This is a genomic window from Nostoc sp. DSM 114160, from assembly GCF_053470305.1.
In genome coordinates this window covers 356,136-375,680 of sequence record NZ_JBPFGO010000003.1, presented here as the reverse complement: position 1 = coordinate 375,680, position 19,545 = coordinate 356,136, and the positions used below count along the sequence as shown (strand labels likewise).

The 19,545-nt window shown below is 41.7% G+C and carries 14 protein-coding genes and 1 pseudogene; 10 read left to right on the top strand and 5 right to left on the bottom strand.

The window, feature by feature from the left end:
- Positions 1-294: 294 nt before the first annotated feature.
- Genes NSTCB13_RS26800 through NSTCB13_RS26785 form a run of 4 tightly spaced genes read right to left on the bottom strand, consistent with a single transcriptional unit; the run spans position 295 to position 6,060 of the window.
- Positions 295-3,012 (bottom strand): NHLP bacteriocin export ABC transporter permease/ATPase subunit, encoded by a 2,718-nt coding sequence (locus NSTCB13_RS26800; RefSeq protein WP_448274425.1) that lies wholly within the window; start codon positions 3,010-3,012, stop codon positions 295-297.
- On the bottom strand, positions 3,005-5,281 hold the full coding sequence (locus NSTCB13_RS26795; RefSeq protein ID WP_448274423.1) for a CHASE2 domain-containing protein: 2,277 nt from the start codon (positions 5,279-5,281) through the stop codon (positions 3,005-3,007). Before NSTCB13_RS26795 ends, NSTCB13_RS26800 begins: the two co-directional genes overlap by 8 nt.
- A gap of 7 nt (positions 5,282-5,288) precedes the next feature.
- Positions 5,289-5,525, bottom strand: coding sequence for a DUF928 domain-containing protein (locus NSTCB13_RS26790; protein ID WP_448275023.1), 237 nt, complete (start codon positions 5,523-5,525; stop codon positions 5,289-5,291).
- The gene (locus NSTCB13_RS26785; protein WP_448274421.1) at positions 5,512-6,060 is read right to left on the bottom strand and encodes a DUF928 domain-containing protein; all 549 of its coding nucleotides are present in this window, start codon (positions 6,058-6,060) and stop codon (positions 5,512-5,514) included. Before NSTCB13_RS26785 ends, NSTCB13_RS26790 begins: the two co-directional genes overlap by 14 nt.
- Positions 6,061-6,565: 505 nt before the next feature.
- Here NSTCB13_RS26785 and NSTCB13_RS26780 point away from each other — a divergent pair.
- The 3 genes and pseudogenes from NSTCB13_RS26780 (at position 6,566) to NSTCB13_RS26770 (ending at position 11,593) form a co-directional block, all read left to right on the top strand.
- Entirely contained in the window at positions 6,566-7,606 is a 1,041-nt protein-coding gene (locus NSTCB13_RS26780) for a cyclic nucleotide-binding domain-containing protein (RefSeq protein WP_448274419.1), read from the top strand.
- A gap of 132 nt (positions 7,607-7,738) precedes the next feature.
- Complete coding sequence (locus tag NSTCB13_RS26775) at positions 7,739-9,181, top strand: NHLP bacteriocin system secretion protein (protein ID WP_448274417.1); 1,443 nt, start codon at positions 7,739-7,741, stop codon at positions 9,179-9,181.
- Between the two features lie 281 nt (positions 9,182-9,462).
- Positions 9,463-11,593, top strand: a pseudogene (locus NSTCB13_RS26770) (NHLP family bacteriocin export ABC transporter peptidase/permease/ATPase subunit).
- An 86-nt stretch (positions 11,594-11,679) separates the two neighbouring features.
- Here NSTCB13_RS26770 and NSTCB13_RS26765 read toward each other — a convergent pair.
- A complete protein-coding gene (locus NSTCB13_RS26765; protein WP_448274415.1) occupies positions 11,680-12,687 on the bottom strand; it encodes a cupin-like domain-containing protein in 1,008 nt (335 codons plus the stop codon).
- Between the two features lie 104 nt (positions 12,688-12,791).
- Here NSTCB13_RS26765 and NSTCB13_RS26760 point away from each other — a divergent pair, with 104 nt between their 5' ends.
- From NSTCB13_RS26760 to NSTCB13_RS26730, 7 genes are all read left to right on the top strand, one after another.
- Positions 12,792-13,742 carry a thiopeptide-type bacteriocin biosynthesis protein gene (locus tag NSTCB13_RS26760; protein WP_448274413.1) on the top strand — a complete coding sequence of 317 codons (951 nt, stop codon included), beginning with the start codon at positions 12,792-12,794 and terminating at the stop codon, positions 13,740-13,742.
- A gap of 41 nt (positions 13,743-13,783) precedes the next feature.
- A complete protein-coding gene (locus NSTCB13_RS26755) occupies positions 13,784-13,930 on the top strand; it encodes a hypothetical protein (protein WP_448274411.1) in 147 nt (48 codons plus the stop codon).
- Between the two features lie 528 nt (positions 13,931-14,458).
- Positions 14,459-14,821, top strand: coding sequence for a hypothetical protein (locus NSTCB13_RS26750; RefSeq protein WP_445627298.1), 363 nt, complete (start codon positions 14,459-14,461; stop codon positions 14,819-14,821).
- Between the two features lie 345 nt (positions 14,822-15,166).
- The gene (locus tag NSTCB13_RS26745; RefSeq protein ID WP_448274409.1) at positions 15,167-16,027 is read left to right on the top strand and encodes a YcaO-like family protein; all 861 of its coding nucleotides are present in this window, start codon (positions 15,167-15,169) and stop codon (positions 16,025-16,027) included.
- Complete coding sequence (locus tag NSTCB13_RS26740) at positions 15,954-16,352, top strand: YcaO-like family protein (protein WP_448274407.1); 399 nt, start codon at positions 15,954-15,956, stop codon at positions 16,350-16,352. The genes NSTCB13_RS26745 and NSTCB13_RS26740 overlap by 74 nt, the downstream gene beginning before the upstream one ends.
- A gap of 8 nt (positions 16,353-16,360) precedes the next feature.
- Positions 16,361-18,058, top strand: coding sequence for a TfuA-like protein (locus tag NSTCB13_RS26735; RefSeq protein WP_448274406.1), 1,698 nt, complete (start codon positions 16,361-16,363; stop codon positions 18,056-18,058).
- Positions 18,059-18,243: 185 nt separating this feature from the next.
- Entirely contained in the window at positions 18,244-19,461 is a 1,218-nt protein-coding gene (locus NSTCB13_RS26730; RefSeq protein ID WP_448274404.1) for a cupin domain-containing protein, read from the top strand.
- Positions 19,462-19,545 lie beyond the last annotated feature (84 nt).

Below are 19,545 nucleotides of genomic sequence, written 5' to 3'. Positions count from 1 at the left end.
GCCTTGATTTTTGGGTACGCGCACTTGTGTGGTAGAGATAGTAACGTTACCAGCGCTATCAGTTGCACTGTAGGTCAAGGTGTAGATACGACCGTTGCCATTACCTGAACGTTCCGCACGTAGGAAGATGCGTCCATCAGAGCGAATCTCAATTTAAAAAACTAAAGTCACAGCGAAACACTTTTCAAACAACCTCTTAGTATACTTTTTTGGTGAAGTAAACTATGCATAAGCTAATCGTCATTTAAATTGCACCATATTCATGGTAATAAAAGCTGCAAACCTCCCTTGCGCTTACGCCATTTGTCGTGCCATCAGATTAGCAAATAAGCCCTTTTGATTCACTAATTCTTCAAACTTACCTTGTTGAACAACTCGACCGGCTTCAATCACATAAATTCGGTCGGCGTTGCGGATGGTGCTGAGGCGATGGGCGATAATTATGCGCGTTACTCCTAACTGGTCTAAGCTGCTACTAACTATCGCTTGAGTACGATTATCTAAAGCACTGGTAGCTTCATCAAAAATTATAATTCTCGGTTTTAAGACTAAAGCACGAGCAATTAATAACCTTTGACGTTGCCCACCAGAAAGATTTGTACCCCCCTCCGAAATAACTGTGTGCATTTCCATTGGCATTGACTTAATATCATCGGCAAACCCAGCCATACGTACTGCTTCCCAGGCTTCTTCCATTGTCACCAATGCGCCACTAGAAATATTTTCAAAAATTGAAGCGCTATTGATGCGGCCATTTTGCAGCACTACACCAATTTGTCTACGCACTGCCGATATATCTAACCCTGATAAGTCCTGACCATCATAGTAAATCGTGCCATCTTTTGGCGTTTCAAATCCCAATAACAGCCTAATAATCGTTGATTTGCCACTACCAGAAGGCCCTACTAAAGCAATCAACTCTCCTGGTTCTGCCTGAATTGTCAGAGCGTCTAAATTAAGGGGACCATCTTCGCGGTAGCGGAAAGTCACGCGATCGACTTTTACTTTACCCGTTAATCGTCCTGGATCGCTTTTGCTCAGGTCGATTTCTGGTTGCGCCTGAAAGATGGGCTTTGCACGTTCCCAAAAAATGCTGATATCTAATATGCTGACTATGGTATTACTCAGCTGAGTTGCCCCAGCGATAAATATGGCAAAGGCGGAATTAAATGCTAAAAATGTACCTGTAGATAATCCTGTTCCGCTTTCAGATGGGGCTTGTGCGATTAACGTAACTGCCAGCCAAAAGATAATTATCGAGCTGACGGTTGGCATGGCAGTGTTAAATATCGCTAAGATATCTTCAATTACCTCTGTACTCAGCTTGAATTGTAGCTGCTGACTATACTTTTTTGCCCAATAGGCAAAAGCACGGTCTTCTGCATTGGTGACTCGAAGTTTGGACACACCAGCAACCATCTGTACAGTAAAACCAAAAATTTCTCCCTCTATTTCTTCTAAAGAACGCAACTTTTGGCGGCTAAGTAAGCCTGAGATGGTAGTGAAGGCGATCGCTACCAACGCTACTGCTACTACAACTAAAGCTAGACTGGAACTGTAGATAAACAGTAGCGCCAGATTTAGTAGAGAGAAGAAGCTGGTAAAAATTGTGCGTAGCACTGTGTCGTTGAGTTTCTGGCGGATTTGAGTGATTGCAGAAACACGAGATTGCAAATCCCCAATTGAATATTCACGAAAGAAAGATACGCGCAGATTAAACAATCTATCCCATAAGGCTGCTTGGGAGTCTAAACTGGCTTTACTTTCTAATCTCAGACCGGCAAAACCTTGGGCAATTTGAAAAATTATCGTTCCAAAGCTGGCAGCTATCAAGCCCAAGCCGATTTGCACTAATAACTCTCTATCTGCATCAGGAATGACGGAATCGATCAGGATAGCAGTTGCCAAGGGGGTTAACATTCCCAACAATGCGCCTACAACGCCTGTAAGGAAGATAACAATCAGTTCTCGAATTTTCCCCTTAAAGGCAAACAGAAGTAAGGCGATCGCAGTTAAATTGTTTTCGGGTACGGGACGATAAAATACATAGGCAAAGGGAGCTAGTTGTTGAGCAGTACGATTGTTTACAGGTATGCGGACGTGCTTCTCTGGGTCAAAGATTTCGTACTTTCCTACCCCTGCTGGTAGCAATGCAACAGGAAAATTATCTTGATTAGTATATGCTAATAGAGGGCCGCTATCTTTTTGCCACCATCGGTCATTGAGCAATACCCGTCGGATGCGTATTCGGGATGCACGGGCGATCGCTTCTAATGGTTCTTTAATCCGCTTCATGTCTTCAGAACGCACAGGTGGCAAAATCTTAATTCCTAATGCCCTTCCCACTGCACCCGCGGCAATCAGCAACGGTGTACCTGACTGCATCAGTTCGGCTTGCTTGGGTTTGAGAACTGAGGCTAACTCTCCTAAAGCATTAACTTTTACCTGAGAGTTAAGTTGTTGCCGTGCTTGGAATTGAGTCCATTTTGCTGCCAATTCTTCCTGTTCTATTTGAGTCAGAATTTCGCAAAAATCGCTGTGTAATTCGCCGAGAGTAACTTGGATCTCGTTCCAGTTGGGAAGTTTTTCAGTGTGGGAAAAAACTGGCACAATCGAAAAGCGTTCGCGTTCGCGCAGCTTATCGTAGAGTCTTGTAGAGAAGGTATCGCCTAAACAACTTTGAATATTTTGCTCCCAAGTCTGCACTAACTTAATAAAACTTTCTGCCTCGTCTTTCTCCTGACTTATCCATTGCTCGCATTCTTGTGTAGGTATTTGCAACAACACAGTATCTTCTATGGATACCGCCAAAAGTTTATGATTATTAGCCGATATCCCAAACAATGCTTCTTTCGCATTGACACTAAATAGATAACGGCGAGTACCCTCAATACCTTGCTCAATCAGAATAGCAAAAACAGCGATCGCACCGGATTCAATTTGCCAAACTGTTAGGGGATTATCTAATACTAGGAATTGATTATCTGTAAGCAGTAACTTGGAATTACTCATCTGGAGTTAAAGGTGCAATGGTTCTTTGGCAAAGGCGTAGGGCATTAAATTGCTCTTCTACTTCTAATGGAATGTTAGTAAAACGAATATAAAAATTATCTGGTTCTGTCGTTTTGTCTAAGACTTTAGCATAGATATCTTCACTTATTTCGGCATTACCTTGCATCAATAAGTTCAGTTTTAGATTAGTAAAGGGCTGTAAAGCTAGATAATTTACTTGAGAGTCATAACATACTTGCGCTCCCTTAGCTGACAGCTTTACTAACTTTCCCTCCATGATAGTGTTATTTACATTTTTTCCATCCAAAACTGTATATTTTAAGGGAATTGCTTCTGGCAGTTCCAAGAATACTTTATCTTCGTCTTCAGCAAGATATAAATTGTATTCTCCAGTAATTCCACCTACTTCATAAATTTTTATCGGTTGTTTCACTCCTTTTGCTTGCACTTCTTTATGTCCAATAATTTTCACAATATAACCAGTCTCATTAATAGTTGATTGCGAAGCAAAAATTTGTCCGCCGACTGTATACGATTCAATGCGATAGGTTAAATTAACTTGATCGCCGATAATTCCATATTTAGTTCGTTTTTCCGAACCAATATTACCGACAACTACTTCTGCTGTATTAATGCCAATACCCATTTCTAGCTTTGGAAATCCCATTTGCTGGATTTTTTTGTTCACTGATTCCATTGCTAATTGCATTGCCACTGCACAAGCGATCGCTCTTGTCGCATCATCTTTTCTAGCGATGGGAGCGCCGAACAAAACTAAAATTCCATCACCCATAAATTCATCAATCGTGCCTTGGTACTGAGTAATAACATCTGCCATATATCCTAAATAAAGGTTAATTATTTTAATTACTTCTTCAGCAGGTAATTTCTCAGATATAGCTGTAAAACCTCTTAAATCAGAAGTGAGAATAGTAATTTTCTTACGTTCGCCACCAAGTTTTAAACCTTCAGGGTTTTCTAATAAATTAGCGACGACTTCATCGGTGAGATAACGACCAAAGGTCTTGCGAATTGCTCCCGCAGTTCTGGCAATATAAGCAGTCACAGCAATTGCCGAACCAATTAATGTCAGTAATGGTGGGACAATAGGAATCCACCAACCTGCTATAAAAGCTAGATAACTACTACCTACAAGACAGCATCCAGCTAGCAAAATACTAATCAAAGGTAATAATGATTTTATTTTATAACTGCCGCTATATCTTTGTTGCCAGATTAGTATTGCACCAATCAGTGACCAAAGAAAAATCCACAACCATTCCTCTAATTTAGTCCATGTTCTGATTAACGGGCGGTCATCTAAAGTAGCACTTAAAATTTGACTGATAGCATGAGCGTGAATAGTTACACCAGCCATTCGTTTAGGCGCTGTTAATATAGTACTGCTGTATGGTGTATAGAATAGGTCTTTGAGACTTTCGGCTGTGGAACCAATCAAGACAATTCGCCCTTTTACTAAGTCCTTGGGTATTCGATTATCTAACACATCCATAATCGATATGTGCTGAAATTCTTCTTGAGAACTCCGATAATTTATTATTACTTGATAACCTTGGTCTTCAGCCCGAATATAACCACCATCATTACCTTGAAATAATGGGTAAACAACGTTACCTGTTTTTACCAAATAATCTTTTGTTTGTCCGACATCAATTTGGCGATCGCTCAAATAAAGATAGGCAAGTTTAAAAGCAAAACTAAACACATTTTCGCCATTTTTGTCTGACAAATACATTAAACTGCGGCGAATTTTTCCATCCCCATCTAAAGGAAAATCATTTGCACCGACTCGATCGAGTTTTTTCAGGGCTGGTGGTGGTGCTACCGCCGAGCTATCTTCACTCTCAGCTACTTTTTGTACGCCAACTAAATTTGGTGTAGATTCAAACACCTTAACTAATGATTGATGTCCAAAACCTACTGGGAAATCTCGATATAAATCCAAACCAATAGCACTGGGTTTTTGCTGTTTTAAATTCTCTAAAACTTGTGCCAGCAACTTGTCAGGCAAAGGCCAATAACTGCGCTTACCAAGTTTTTGCACATCAGATTCATTAATTTCTACAATGACAATCCGCGTATCAACAGGTTCTGGAGAACGTAACAGAAACATTTGATCCAACGCTGCCAATTCCAACATCTGCAATAATCCACTCAAGCGCAGGATAAACACTAATGCTCCCACACTGGGAGCAGCAATAAAGATACCGCGATATTGCCAAAGTTGTTGCTTGATATGACTCCACATAAATTATTTAGTCTTGGGATTCCAGATATCTACTTAAAGGTTTGGAAACTAAATCTTTTAACCCCACTGACTCCAATAATGCTTGCCAATTAGCCATGACTGTGCGATCGCGCGGATCGCTAAGACGTTGCTGTACTAATGTATGTAGCACTTCATACCAAATTCCAGATGCAGCATACACTTGGGAAAGCTGCTTGGGATTTGTTCTCGCTAGCTGCTTTGATAAATCATTAGTAGGTTGGATTCGTTTCTACCCAACCATCGACAGTGATTCCCTCTCCTACTTCCTCTGAATTGTCAGCGATTGACATATACCAGTGATATTTATTACCTACTTTCAGACTTGGTGCTTTTGTTGGCAGAGTAAAACCAATAATTCCTAATTGTTTAGGAAGTTTAAAAGTCGTCTCATAGACTATATCCTCACCATCTAGAAGTGAAAAGCGAGCAGTTTCTACTGGTATCTGCGGTATAAACCAGTAAAATGTGGGACGTTCTGCAAGGGTTAAACCTATTTTATTTAGAGGCATTAAGGCAGTTAAAGTTTCTTTACTTTCTAAATACCGAGAACCGCGACGAGTCGCCCCACCAGAGGTAGTTTGTGGCGCATTTCGATTTGGTGGGATAAACTTTTGACTGATTTGCCAATTCTGAAATTTTTGGAATTTGAGTGCTACTGGTGATTCAGCGATCGCCATTCTGGGCAAACTAGACATTACCAATACTGTCATAGATATAGGAACTGCTGCCATGTTTACAAATTTTTGTATCCAACTCATATTAAGTCCTATTAATTTTCAAGTATCTAACAAAGATAAATATTTGTGATAGCACGAAAAGGCGATATTTAGTTAAATTAACTACCAATGATAAAATCTATATTAACTTTTGTCTAAATACTTTGTTAAAGATTTTACCAAAAATGGAAGTAAGTATAACTTAGCACGCTATTCTATGAATTCATAGCGAATTAACCGAAACAAGCTTCGCGCGCCGATATGCGAAACTCTGTACCCCTAACCTGGAGGAAGTAAAGCGTCTATGCCTTGAAATTTCAAACCTAAATTGGCTACCAATTTGCGAAATTGTGTACTTAGTATAAGTAAGAAGCTAGTTGTCTAGTAACTTTACCCTTTCACAGAAGTCCACCTCTTTTTTGAAAAACCTTGTTTTTACTGACTTTTTACTACTTCTGTCAGCCAGGTTAAAAACTTCTATAAAACTAATAAAAGGCTGGATTTTGCTGTAAAAAATGAATTTCACTCCTAATCAAGCTTAAATTGTATGTTTAAAGAAATGCTGGTTAATACTCCCAATTTTTCTGCCTTTAGGGAAAGTGATATTGATTGGATGTTCAGTGTAGGCAGATGTAAAGAGTATCTTCCTAATCAAATTCTCATTCAAGAGGGTGAAGAGATTATTGATACAGTAGAAATTTTGTTAGAGGGAGCATTAAGCATTTGTGTCTCTCTCACAGGTAATGTCAAAGACGCACAAGAAATCGATCGCGTATCGCCAGGGGAATTTGTAGAAACTTTATCTTTTATAGATAATCGTCCTCCGTCTACTACTTTTATCGCTCTAGAACCCTCACGGATATTAGCAGTGCCAAGAGAATTATTACTCAAAAAACTGGAGCAAGATACAGAATTCGCCGCGCATTTTTATCAAAAAATGGCTGTTTTGCTATCACAGCAGTTGCGGGGACTCACTGATTTTCTTGCCAAAAACAAAGTAGTTCCAGGAGAATCACTGCGAAAGGTTTTGTTTGTGTTTGCTATTTTGAACGATAGCGATATTGATTGGATGATTTCCCAAGGAGTAAGAACTAAAGTTAATCCAGGTAAAGTAATAATTGAAGAAGGGAAACCTGTTGAAGCATTATATATATTATTAGATGGGAAGTTAGGGATTTTTGTTTCCACCCCACAGAATCAAGTTGCCGAAAAAGAAATTGCTCAATCTGTAAAAGGCGAAATTTTAGGGGAAATGTCTTTTGTAGAAGCAACAACTGCCTCTGCCACAGTCAAGGCGATAGAATCTTCTATATTACTAGCTTTACCACAAGAGAAACTAGCTAAACAATTAAAGCAAAATACAGGATTCACAGCCCGTTTTTATCGAGCGATCGCTGTAGTTTTAGTAGATCGGATTCGCGATCGCCTGTTCCGCCGTGGATTTGGAAAATTGGCTTACCAACTAGATCGACTCTTAGCAGAAGATATCGAAGTTGAAGATGAACTCAACTTAGATACATTAGACAACACCGCCTTAGCAGGTGCTAGATTTGACTGGATGATTAAGCGTCTGAATCGACAATCTTGAAGAAGGCAGGAGGCAGGAGGCAGAAGGCAGGAGGCAGAAAGTAGGTAGAAAATAGCTTCATTAGTCTCCAATTCCAGTCTTAATTACGAACTTGTACTGAGCGCAGTCGAAGTATTACGAATTAACAAATGAATGGCTGAAGAACAAGATAGTATATTTCGCAAAGAATCGCTGGAGCGTTTATCTTCTCCAGAAAGATTGGATCGGTTAATGCAAGTAGTCAATCCTGTAGATTGGCTGCCTTTGGCGACGCTGGGTACTTTTGTGTTGTTGGGGTTAATTTGGAGTATTTTTGGACGTATTCCCGTCACAGTCACAGGAAAGGGAATACTTATTCAACCCAATCAAGTTGTCACTTTTGAGTCGCCAATCTCAGGACAGTTAAAAAGTCTAAATGTGAAAACAGGACAATGTATAGATCGAGGATATGTCATAGCAACGATCGATCCGACGGATCTCAAACAGCAATTGCAACTGCAACGCTCAAAACTGGGGCAATTACAAACACAAGAACAAAATTCATCCCTGCTTCAGCGACAACGTACCGCTAAAGAAAAAGAGGCGATCGCTTCTGCTAAAGCTAGTTATATTCAACGTTTGCGGGATACTCAAACTCTCACGCCTGCATTTTATGAAAAAGGTTTAAATGCCATTCGCGAACAGCGCCTTAGTTTGCAGCAACGCCTGAATGATGCTGTAACTGTCGTACCTATACTCAAAGATCGATTACAGAAGCGCCAGCAACTCGTAGATGCGGGAGCCATTGCCAAAGATACATATTTACAAGCAGAGCAAGAATATAAACAGGCAACGCAAACCGTTTCTGATATCAAAGTGCAGCTCAAGCAATTAGATGTACAAGAAACAGAAGCCCAGCAAAGATACTTACAAAATTTGAGTTCTGTAGGCGAACTGCAAGCGCAGTTAAAAGACTTAGAGACTAAGAGCCAACGTATCGATCAAGAAAACGTAGAAAATCTTAATACCAAAATTAATCAAATTCAAGAAGTGAATCGAGCGATCGCGCAACTAGAAAAACAAATATTAGAAAATAGTCAAATTCTTAGCCCTAGTAGCGGCTGTGTATTAGAAGTGGCTGGTTTTGTCGGACAAGTTACTAGTCCGAAAACTCCGCTCGTCACCTTGAACGTCGGTGACAAAAAGACTTCACTAATTGCCGTCTCCTACTTTCGTGTCGAAGATGGTAAACAAATTCAACCAGGAATGCTCGTGCAAATTACCCCCACTTCCGTAAAAAGAGAACGCTTTGGCGGTATTGTCGGTAAAGTTACCTCTGTTTCCCCCTTACCTGTGACTAAAGAAGGCGCAAAGTCTGTGATTGGCAATCCCGATCTAGTCACAAACATCTTGCTAACTGGGGGCGGAGACATAGAAGTGCGAACAGAAATGGAACTAGCTCCATCCAACTTTAGCGGTTATCGCTGGTCTTCTTCCCAAGGGCCAAAATTAAACATTTCTCCCGGAACAACTACCAGTGTCCGGGTTAAAGTAGCAGAGCAAGCACCAATTACTTATGTCTTGCCTATTCTTAGAGAATTTACTGGCATTAACTAAAGTGTTATACCAATTATGTATGAAGATGCACATAATAATACCCCCCTTAATCCTCCCTTTCCAAGGGGGGAAAAAGAAATCTAGTTCCCTCCCCTTTATAAGGAGAGGGTTAGGGTGGGGTAAAACTACGGTATTAGGGGAATGGTCTTGTGCAATTGATTCAGCAGTTAATATCTTTAATTCAAAACCTTAATCCCTTCCGCCAAAAAGCCCCATTATTAGATTCAGAAACGGCAGAAACTCACATCTTTTCTCGCGTCAAAACTCCCACTCTATTGCAAATGGAAGCTGTAGAGTGTGGAGCAGCAGCTTTCGGGATTATTTTAGCCTACCATCGTAAAATTGTGCCTTTAGCAGAACTGCGGCAAAATTGCGGTGTTTCTCGCGATGGTAGCAAAGCCTCTAACATGATCAAAGCTGCGAGAAACTATGGAATGCAAGCCAAAGGTTTTAAAAAGCAATTGGCGCAATTACAAGAACTTCGTCCGCCATATATTGTTTTCTGGAATTTTAATCATTTCTTAGTAGTAGAGGGATTTAAAAAAAATTGGGTTTATCTCAATGACCCAGCTACCGGGCCGAGACGAATTTCCTTTAAAGAATTTGATGAAGCCTATACAGGGGTTGTTCTGGTAATGGAACCAGGCCCAGAATTTCAACGCGGAGGTCGCAAACCGAGCTTAATAGGCGCACTCTTTGACCGTTTACGGGGTTCTTGGGGAGCCATTCTCTATTGTTTATTAGCAGGATTTTTTCTAGTCATTCCAGGGTTAGTTTTACCAGTCTTTAATCAAATTTTTGTTGATAATATTTTGGTAGAAAATCGCACAGACTGGTTGCGTCCATTGGTTTTGGGAATGACAATTACAGTGATTATTCAGGTGTTACTGACATTACTACAAAGACGTTTTTTGAGAAAACTAAATATTAAATTATCGGTGGAAATGTCAGGGCAATTCATCCACCATATTCTTCGCTTGCCAGTGGCGTTTTATGCCCAAAGATTTGCCGGAGAAATTAGCAGCCGAATCAATATCAATACTAAAGTTGCCGAAGTGCTATCCGGACAGTTAGCCAGGACTGTAATTGATACCGTCATGGTAGTATTTTATGCCTTAGTCATGTTTGCTTATGATGGAGTGCTGACTGCGATCGGTATCTGTTTTGCTGCGATTAATATTTTGACTTTGCAGTGGATTTCCCGACAGCGCACAGATATTTATATGCGAATCATCCAAGATAGAGGCAAAGTTGCCGGAACAGAAATTGCTGCCCTTCAAAGTATGGAAACTCTGAAAGCATCAGCGTTGGAATCTGATTTTTTCTCCCGTTGGTCGGGTTACTATACAAAATTTATTAACGGTCAGCAAGAGTTAGGTATTACTAATCAAGTACTAGGTGTTTTACCTGTTTTCTTAACTAGTTTAAGCTCCTTAGCAGTTTTAGTTATTGGTGGTCTACGAGTCATGGATGGGCATCTCAGCATTGGGATGTTGATTGCTTTCCAAAGTTTAATGACTAGCTTTTTGACTCCAGTCAACTCTCTAGTCAATTTCGGCAGTACCTTACAGGAACTAGAAGGAGACTTAAATCGCCTCGATGATGTATTGCAAAACGCAACCGATTCCGAATTGGATAATCATAATTTACATACCTCACAGTATGCTTCAGCTTGCGAACTTAAGGGATATGTCGAATTAAAAAATGTCACATTTGGCTACTCACGGACAGATGGGCCTCTAATTCAAGACCTGAGTCTTCAACTGAAACCAGGACAGAGGGTAGCCCTAGTTGGTAGTAGTGGTTCTGGTAAATCAACAGTTGCCAAATTGGTAGCGGGGCTATATCAACCTTGGTCGGGAGAAATTCTCTTTGATGGTATCCCTAGAGAGCAAATTACTAGGGCGATACTTTCTAATTCTTTGGCAATGGTAGAACAGGAAATTTTTCTGTTCGCTGGCAGTGTCCGAGATAATTTGACTTTGTGGGATGATACAGTGTCTAATTCTCAATTAGTCCGAGCTTGTAAAGATGCAGTTATTCATGAAGTGATTTTAGCTTTATCTGGAGGGTATGAAGGTAACTTACTTGAGGGTGCTGCTAATTTCAGTGGCGGGACAGCGCCAGCGTTTAGAAATTGCCCGTGCATTAGTCAACGATCCCACAATTCTGATCATGGATGAAGCAACCAGTGCCTTAGATGCTGATACGGAAAAAATTATTGACCGAAATCTGCGCTATCGGGGCTGTTCTTGCATTATTGTGGCTCACCGTCTCAGTACCATCCGCGACTGTGATGAAATTATTGTTCTAGAAAAGGGTAAAGTAGTGCAACGCGGTACGCACAATGAAATGTTGCAGCTTGATGGTTCCTATGCACGATTGATTCGGTCAGAGCAGGCAAGTGTTTAAGTAGGTCGGCGCAATTAAAGCTAACTGGCGGAGGCTGTCATTAGTAAGGGTTTTAAGCCCATTTACGTTTCCCAACATATTTTGGTTTATTTCACCGACTTACTTAGCATGGCTTCACGTCTTCTCAACTCTCGAATATTCTTGATCGGCTCAAGACCAAGATATTGCCCCCGAATTCTTAGGCAAAGGTAGTTTAAAGTGTCCCTGCGATCGCTTTCACTCCCCGACCATGAATCGCTTATAGCCTCTAGTTTATTTAACCATTCTAGATGATGCGATCGCGCTTGTGTCTCGTCTTGCAGCAACAGCGATAAAGACTGAACATCAACCGAGGGGGCTGGAAAAAGTTTAGCCAATCGCCGATTATAAGCGTTGCGTCCCAAACGATAAGCAATTGACATGGCTGGTTCCAAGTACTCTATGTAGTGCCAGATCATCATCGGCATGAAAATAGTTTCACCAGGATAAAGTACCGCATCATAAGCGTTGGTATATCGGAGAAAATCCGTTTTCTCGGCTTCTGAGAAATTTTCCAGGAAGATACCACTGGTACGGCAGAGATTAAGCCGATCGATCGCATCTAGCTTTTGAGTTTCACGCGGATGAATCAATACAAATCGCTTTGTGCCAAAAACTTGAAACAACAAAACATTACGTTGATCGGCATCATAGTGCAAATGAGCATAATTATTGCTGGCAGCGACAAACATATTGGAGTACAAGTCGCTTTCATCATTTAAATGTTGGTATGAATTCAGGGGCAATAACTGAAGTAACTTTTGGGGCGTAGGATATTCAACACAGATATCAAGAGTTGTGGGTTGTGCTTGTAGGAAATCAAGATATTCACCTAAATTCATCATTCGGGGAATATCAGCGGATGTCGAATTTAGCAGATTGGCGATGTAATTTGCACAGATTTCAAGTGGGATGTCAGTCAGCCCTGTTTTTACCTTTTCAAGGGTATCCATTGGACGCAGTGGTGAATTTTCAAAGAGATTGGTGATAATTACTGGACGCTGGGGCAGAATATACTCTCGGTAAAAGACATCTGCTGGAGGTGCTTCGATACGGTCGATGTTGTCGAGAACCACGTTTTTTGATTGCTAATATGCCGTAATGCTGCTTTAGGCCAGCTTCTATTGTCAACCTTTCTTTTCTTGATTTAACATCAGTGAACTGTGGTAAAAGTCATTTCATGGCCGACGAATCAACTTCAACTACACAAGCTAGTAGTTCGCCAAGCGAACTTGGCGGGGGAAAGGGTTTAAATCCCTTACCCTTTTCCCTTTTCCCTTTCCCCAGCCCTCACCCAGCATTTTTGGGTTGCCAGACTGCTAGTAGTCAGGACTGGGAAAATGGGAATTGGGTGCAACTTAATGTGGGACTCGTCAGGCATCAGGGTAATGCACTATCGAGTGCCCGTGCCCTGTTTGCCCGACTCGAACCGTTAGTTACTCACTGGCAAAGTAATGATTTGTTGCGCTGTTTCTTCTTTATGAGAAAACCGCCAGATGTCCGGGCGCGCTTTTTTACAACAGTGGATCGGCAACAAGCGATCGCCGATATCTCCGATCTCATGTATGCACTTCGGCGTGAGAATTTGATTAATTTATTTTTCTTTAGTGACTATGAGCCTGAAACTGACCGATTTGGCGGACTAGAAGCCATGAAGTTGGTTCATCAGCACTTCGACGCAGACACTTCATTGTGGCTCATGCTTGACCATCTCGATCGACATAACCTTGGTGTTATCTCCAAAGATTTACTTGTGCCAACTGTGTTACACGATCTCTTTACCCGTACTCTGTCAGATCCGGTAGCTATTCTCGCAACCTGGCACAGTTTAGCGGCTTTAATTTCCACACCTCCTGAAGGCACAATTCCAACAGTTGAACTACTTTCTCTCGAAACTTTGTATGAGTCAAAAGAAGCAGAGATATTGCAAAAATATGCCACAGCTAACGACATACTTGCAGAGGAATTACTTAATCTCCAGCATCTTGGTCAATTGACTCAGGATCTAGTTGACATCTTGGCCGCAGTTGCGATGTTCAATTTTCACCGCCACGGGTTTGATTCGCATCGTTCAGGAAGGCTAATTGAAGCTATAATCCGAAGCCTTGAGGAAAAGAATGCGAAAAGATGAAATTCCTACAATAGACCCTCTTGCAAAATGCAATAAATATATTGAATTCGGGCGGTCGTTTATTGAATTCGGGCGATCGTTTGTTGAATTCGGGCGATCGTTTGTTGAATTTGGGCGGTCGTTTATTGAATTCGGGCGATCGTTTGTTGAATTCGGGCGATCGTTTATTGAATTTAAGCAGTGGTTAGGGTGGGTAAAACCTGTGTGTACACCGTAGCCTGGTAGGAGAGGGGCTGGGGGAGAGGTCAAAATAGCACTCGTCGAACTCACGTTAAAATAACGTGAGTTCGACGGCTCTAAAAACCCCACTTCCATTCCTCTCCCCCACTCTTCGAGAGGCTTTGAAACCCTAATTTTTTCGTTGTCAACTAAGAATATTTCTGCCCCTCTCCGCCTCGGAGAGGGGTTGGGGAGAGGTTCATCGAACTCACGTTATTTTAAGGTTCAAGCGGCACTAACTTGTCAATTTCAATGTTAATTTTTGTATTTTTCTATACAAAAAGGATGTTTTATTAGTTACAAAATTTGACTTAAGCGATCTGGACATTAGCCTATACTTCAAGCAATTATTGTATTGAACAATACTAAAATTTAAGTGATTGTTCTGTTGCCTAGCGATTGGGGAACAATACTTTTGAAGTTAATCACCCAGCTTTCAGATTTAGTTACCTACTTCAAGGGAAAGGCTAAGTATCTTATCTTAAGGAGAGTTGATAATGTCTCAGCAAAGTTTTGTCGAATACTATGAAAATTTTTTAGCTCAACCAGCCAATTCGCCGCTACGTGAAGCGTTGGATGCTACGGAAGCAGGTGAGTTTGCAAGAATCGCTGTTGAACAAGGACAGACAAACGGTTTTGATTTTAACGCTGATGATGTGAAAGCCGTGATGGTTTCGGCTGAAAGAAAGGTTCTAGGTTTGTCAACTACTTCTCCATCTGTGAATATCCGTTCTATTAATAGCGTTAACGGTATTAAAGCAAGACCAGCTAACCGAGAATTGTCAGAAGATGAGTTAGAAAGTGTAGCTGGTGGACTGGCTTCATCCACAGTTAAAGAGACAGTTATGTGTTGCTGGTAGCCTTGGTTTAAAGCTTGCGGTATCTGTGAAGGGAAGGCGTTGCAATTTAGCAACGCTAACCTTTTACTTTAATAGACCTCTTGCAAAAGTAACTTTTGCACTCTTGCGGGAAAAGGGACTCATCTTTATTGGGGAAAGGTTTTTTTATTCCTTTTCCCTTTCTCCCAAACCCAATTTCATACAAATGCCAAGAAGTCTAATGATTGTGATATCGCAATTTTCAAAGGCGCTAATTATAACTTCATGCGTCGCGTGCTTAATAGAACACACCGCTCGACACTTAAGTGCGTTAGAAAATCAGTATCTATTAGTACTCTCAGCAATGGTTGGGAAAGAAACAAGCGAATGTGGCAAAATCTGAATGCTCCTAAGCTGAATCTTAATGGCACATTTCGGACAGAAGAACCTAATTCTACTTGGGAGAAGCTACAAGAATTTCTGATTGCTTTTGGCATCACGCGGGTTGCAGACATTACTGGTCTTGACTGCATTGGTATTCCTGTTGCTCAAGCGATTCGTCCTAACGGAAAAGCCTTTTCTGGTTCTCAAGGGAAGGGAATTTCACTTCAGCTGGCGATGATCTCGGCAGTGATGGAATCTGTGGAGTCTTATCATGCAGAAAACCTCCCCCAACCAGAGATGGTTGCCTCTTATGAGGAAGTCTGCCGACATCACCAGGCAATCGATCCTAGCGTTTTAGAGCCAGGTAAGCGATCGCAGTCCTATCATCCTGCTATACCGCTAGATTGGATTTGTGGAACCGATTTATTTACGGGCGAACCTGTTTACGTACCACAGGCATATCTTGATTTAGACACCACAACTGAAAAACGCGATACTCATCTGTTCAGCACTTCTAGCAATGGACTAGCATCAGGAAACCATTTACTAGAAGCGATCGCTCATGGATTGTTTGAAGTCATTGAGCGCGAAGCTGAGTGGCGTTGGTGGCGCTTACCTTTGGAGGAACGGATTAACTGCTTGGTTGATATTCAAACCATCCAGTCTCCGCTTTTGCAATCTTTACTCTATCAAGTTGAACTTGCCAAGGCAACAGCCGTGATTACTGATTTAACCTCGACTATGGGGATACCTACCTATAAATGCTTGATTAGCGATCGGGAAAACTGGCATGGGACGACCGACAGCAGCAGGGTGGGGATGCCACAGTTCCAAAGAAATTGCTTTAGCACGGGCGATTACTGAAGCGGCTCAATCACGAGTAACGGTGATTGCGGGTAGCCGGGATGACATTCATCCAGAGAGTTATGCCCTTGGACGCATCAGAATGCCAGGTAGCCCAGCGATCGAGTCTAGCAGCAAAAGACCGATCGCCACCCTAATTGATTTTGAAACTCAGCCTGAGCTAGCCTTTACCCCAACGTTTGCAGAAGAAATTCAACAAATTCTAACTTGTCTGAGTACTCAGGGATTTAAGCAAGCTGTCTTTGTCAATCATACGCGACCGGAGTATGGCATTCCAGTGGTGCATGTGATTGTACCGGGTATGCATCTCCCTTCGTCTTTGTAAAATTCAATATGCACTGGAATTCTTTGGAACCTAGTCAAATTCTCGTTTTTCTTGGCCCCACCCTATCTGTTACCCAAGCCACTCAAATCTTACCGGCCCGTTACCTCGATCCTGTCCGTTGTGGTGATATTCTTGCCTATCTGCGGTTACAGCCGCGTGTAATTGCCATTATTGACGGTTTTTTTGACCGTAGCGCTTCCGTTTGGCATAAAGAGATTCTCTGGGCATTAGAAGCAGGAGTGCGAGTATTTGGGGCAAGTAGCATGGGTGCGCTTCGAGCCGCTGAACTTGAAGCCTTTGGCATGGAGGGATTTGGAGCTATTTTTGCAGCCTACCGAGAAAGACACTACATCGGGGATGATGAAGTGGCAATTTTGCACAGTAGCCCTCAATTCCAATACCAACCCTTAACTGATGCCTTAGTAAATATCCGCGCTACAGTTCAGCTGGCGGTAGACAAAAATATTATTGAGCCAGCGATCGCTAGTTTAATTATCAGTTGTGCCAAACGGCAGTTCTTCACTCAACGACATTTGAGCCAAGCAGTGGCTGATGCAGAGGTACAGGGAGGCGATCGCCAGGTTTTAGCCCAGTTTTGGCAATTTGTGCAAAATGGCGGCTATGTGGATCAAAAACAGTCAGATGCCATTGAACTGCTGAAACATCTGGCCGCTATGGTTGGAGAAAGTGGTGGTACTGCTGCTAATCAGCAAGTAAAGTTTCAACTCAACAAGTCCATTTTCATAGAGGAACTTCAGGCTAGAGTTGCTATTCGTCCCTTACGGACAGCATATTCCTGGTTGCCTCTGACTGAAAAATTAAGCCAAGAAGCCCGATTTCTGGGCAGAGTTTACATTCAATTGCGTAATCTCGCTGGGTTAATTCGTTGGTGTGATGCTGTAGCCCAACAACAGAACTTGCAACCTGAAGAAGGCAGGAGGCAGGAGGTAGGGGGTTCGAGTTCTGAAGGTAATGAACTAGAGTTAGATGTGGATGCCTCAGCAATACCAGTTTTAGTTGAACGTTTGGGTCGGATTCAAGCATTGCTCAAACTTCATAGTGCAGACGATACCTTTGCCAAAAAGGTTGAGCAATTGCATCAATTTGTCTTGATAATTGTTGGTAAGGATATCTCCTCAGTTCAGCAAGAGACAATTAACGCAGATGCAGATATTGTAACTGCATTAGCGAGTTGTGAACGTAGATTGTATCGTCAGGTTGCTATTCTCTGGGCTTTAGCCGAACAGACAAACAGCCAATCAAAAGCGAGTTTGAGAAGCAGCATTACTCAAAAAATTACGCAACATTTTTTCCAAGAAAGGGGAGTTACTAACGAGGCTGAATTTCCGGCTTGGTTATCGAGCAATTCCTTCACTCCAGGGGAATTTTCTGAGATGATGGAAGCGATCGCGCGGCTAGAGGGATTTGTCAATGTACCCCGATGGTGGGGGCGAGGCATGAGCAACTATTTCTCAGTTACTGAGTGCTTTCTTCCCGATGCCTTAAGGCTGTCTGGGTTTTATCCAATTTTAAGCAAAAGAGTCCAGTTATCTGAACAAACACAAAGCTGGGAAACCGATCTGAAAAACTGGCGTCAGGTAAATGCCTTTCCCCAGGCATGTAACATTACCCAAGTGGCTTTTTGGCTAGATTTTAGCGAACCAGAAGAATTTGTGAAAGAACTAAGTAAACCTCGTCTATCTTGAAAACCGTAGTTTTGTAGGTTGGGTGCAGCGATAGCGTAACCCAACATAAAATTTGGTGGTAATGTTGGGTTGCGTTTCACTCCACCCAACCTACAAAAATATATTTTTTAAAAACTGAGCGTAGCCGAAGAATTCAAAATTCAAAATTAAAGAAATTTTCATCCGTTTTCAAGGAAACTCCAAAAATGTTTAGCACTAACTTTGATTTTGAGAAATTAATTCAGCCTATCGATACCGTAACCTTTTTCAAAGAATACTGGGAGCGGCAGTGCCTTGTTGTTTCGCGAAAAGAAACAGATTACTATTCAGGTCTGTTTTCCATGAAAGATGTTGACTCACTCATTCGCTTTAGTAATATTCGCTATTCTGACTTTAATGTATCGAAAGTGGCAGATGATTTGTCCAATCAAGCGAATAAATTAGGGGGGAAAGGCTCTATCGATCCCAATGCATCACCTAGTATTTATCAATTTTATGATGCCTATAATCAAGGCAATACCTTGTGTATATTTCATCTGCAACAGCATTGGGAAGCGATCGCCACACTTTGCAGAAATCTGGAACAATATCTCAATCATCCAGCGAATGTCAATCTTTACCTGACCCCTAAAACTGCTCAAGGCTTTCCTCCGCACTTTGATACACACGATGTTTTCGTTCTCCAGCTTTCGGGAACTAAACTCTGGCGCACCTATGATTCCTACTGGGATTTGCCAATGCTAGAAGATGCTCGGCGATTACCACAAGAAGTATTACGGGAGCAACTAAAGGCTCCTAATCATGAAGTTGAACTCAAGCCAGGTGATATGTTATATATCCCGCGTGGTTTTGTGCATGAAGCCAAGACGTTGGATACTTCCTCACTTCATATCACCGTCGGCATCCCTGTTTATCGCTGGGTTGATCTGATTCAAGAAGCTTTCACATCGATTGTGCAGCAAAATGTTGAATTTCGCAAAGCAGTTCCCGTTAGCTTTTTGCGTGACGATGATGCCAGGACGCAGACCAAAAATCAATTGAAAGATTTACTCAAAACCTTCGCTAGTAGCGTTGATATTGATGATGCAGTTGAACGACTAACTATTAAGTTCATTGGCTCACTGTCCCCACTCGCAGATAGCCATTTCAGTAAATTGGACGAGTTGCAACAGATTGACTTGGATACTCACGTTGTCAAACGCCAAGGAATGATTTGCACAACCGTCAGAAAAGGAGATGTGGTGATGATTCAATTTCCCCAAAACAGAGTTGAAGGGCCAGCATACGTTGAGCCAGCTTTCCGCTTCATTGCTGAGTCAGAAGCTGCATTTGAGATCAAATCGCTGCCCGATTTTGCCAGCGACAATAGCAAGATCGTGTTGGTACGCCGTTTGCTCAAAGAAGGATTGTTAACGATTGTTTGAAAATAAAAATAGTCAGGACTTACGCTATTGCATTAGACTTCTTGCAGAAGTGGGGAAAAGCGTAAGGGGTAAAGGGAAAAGCGG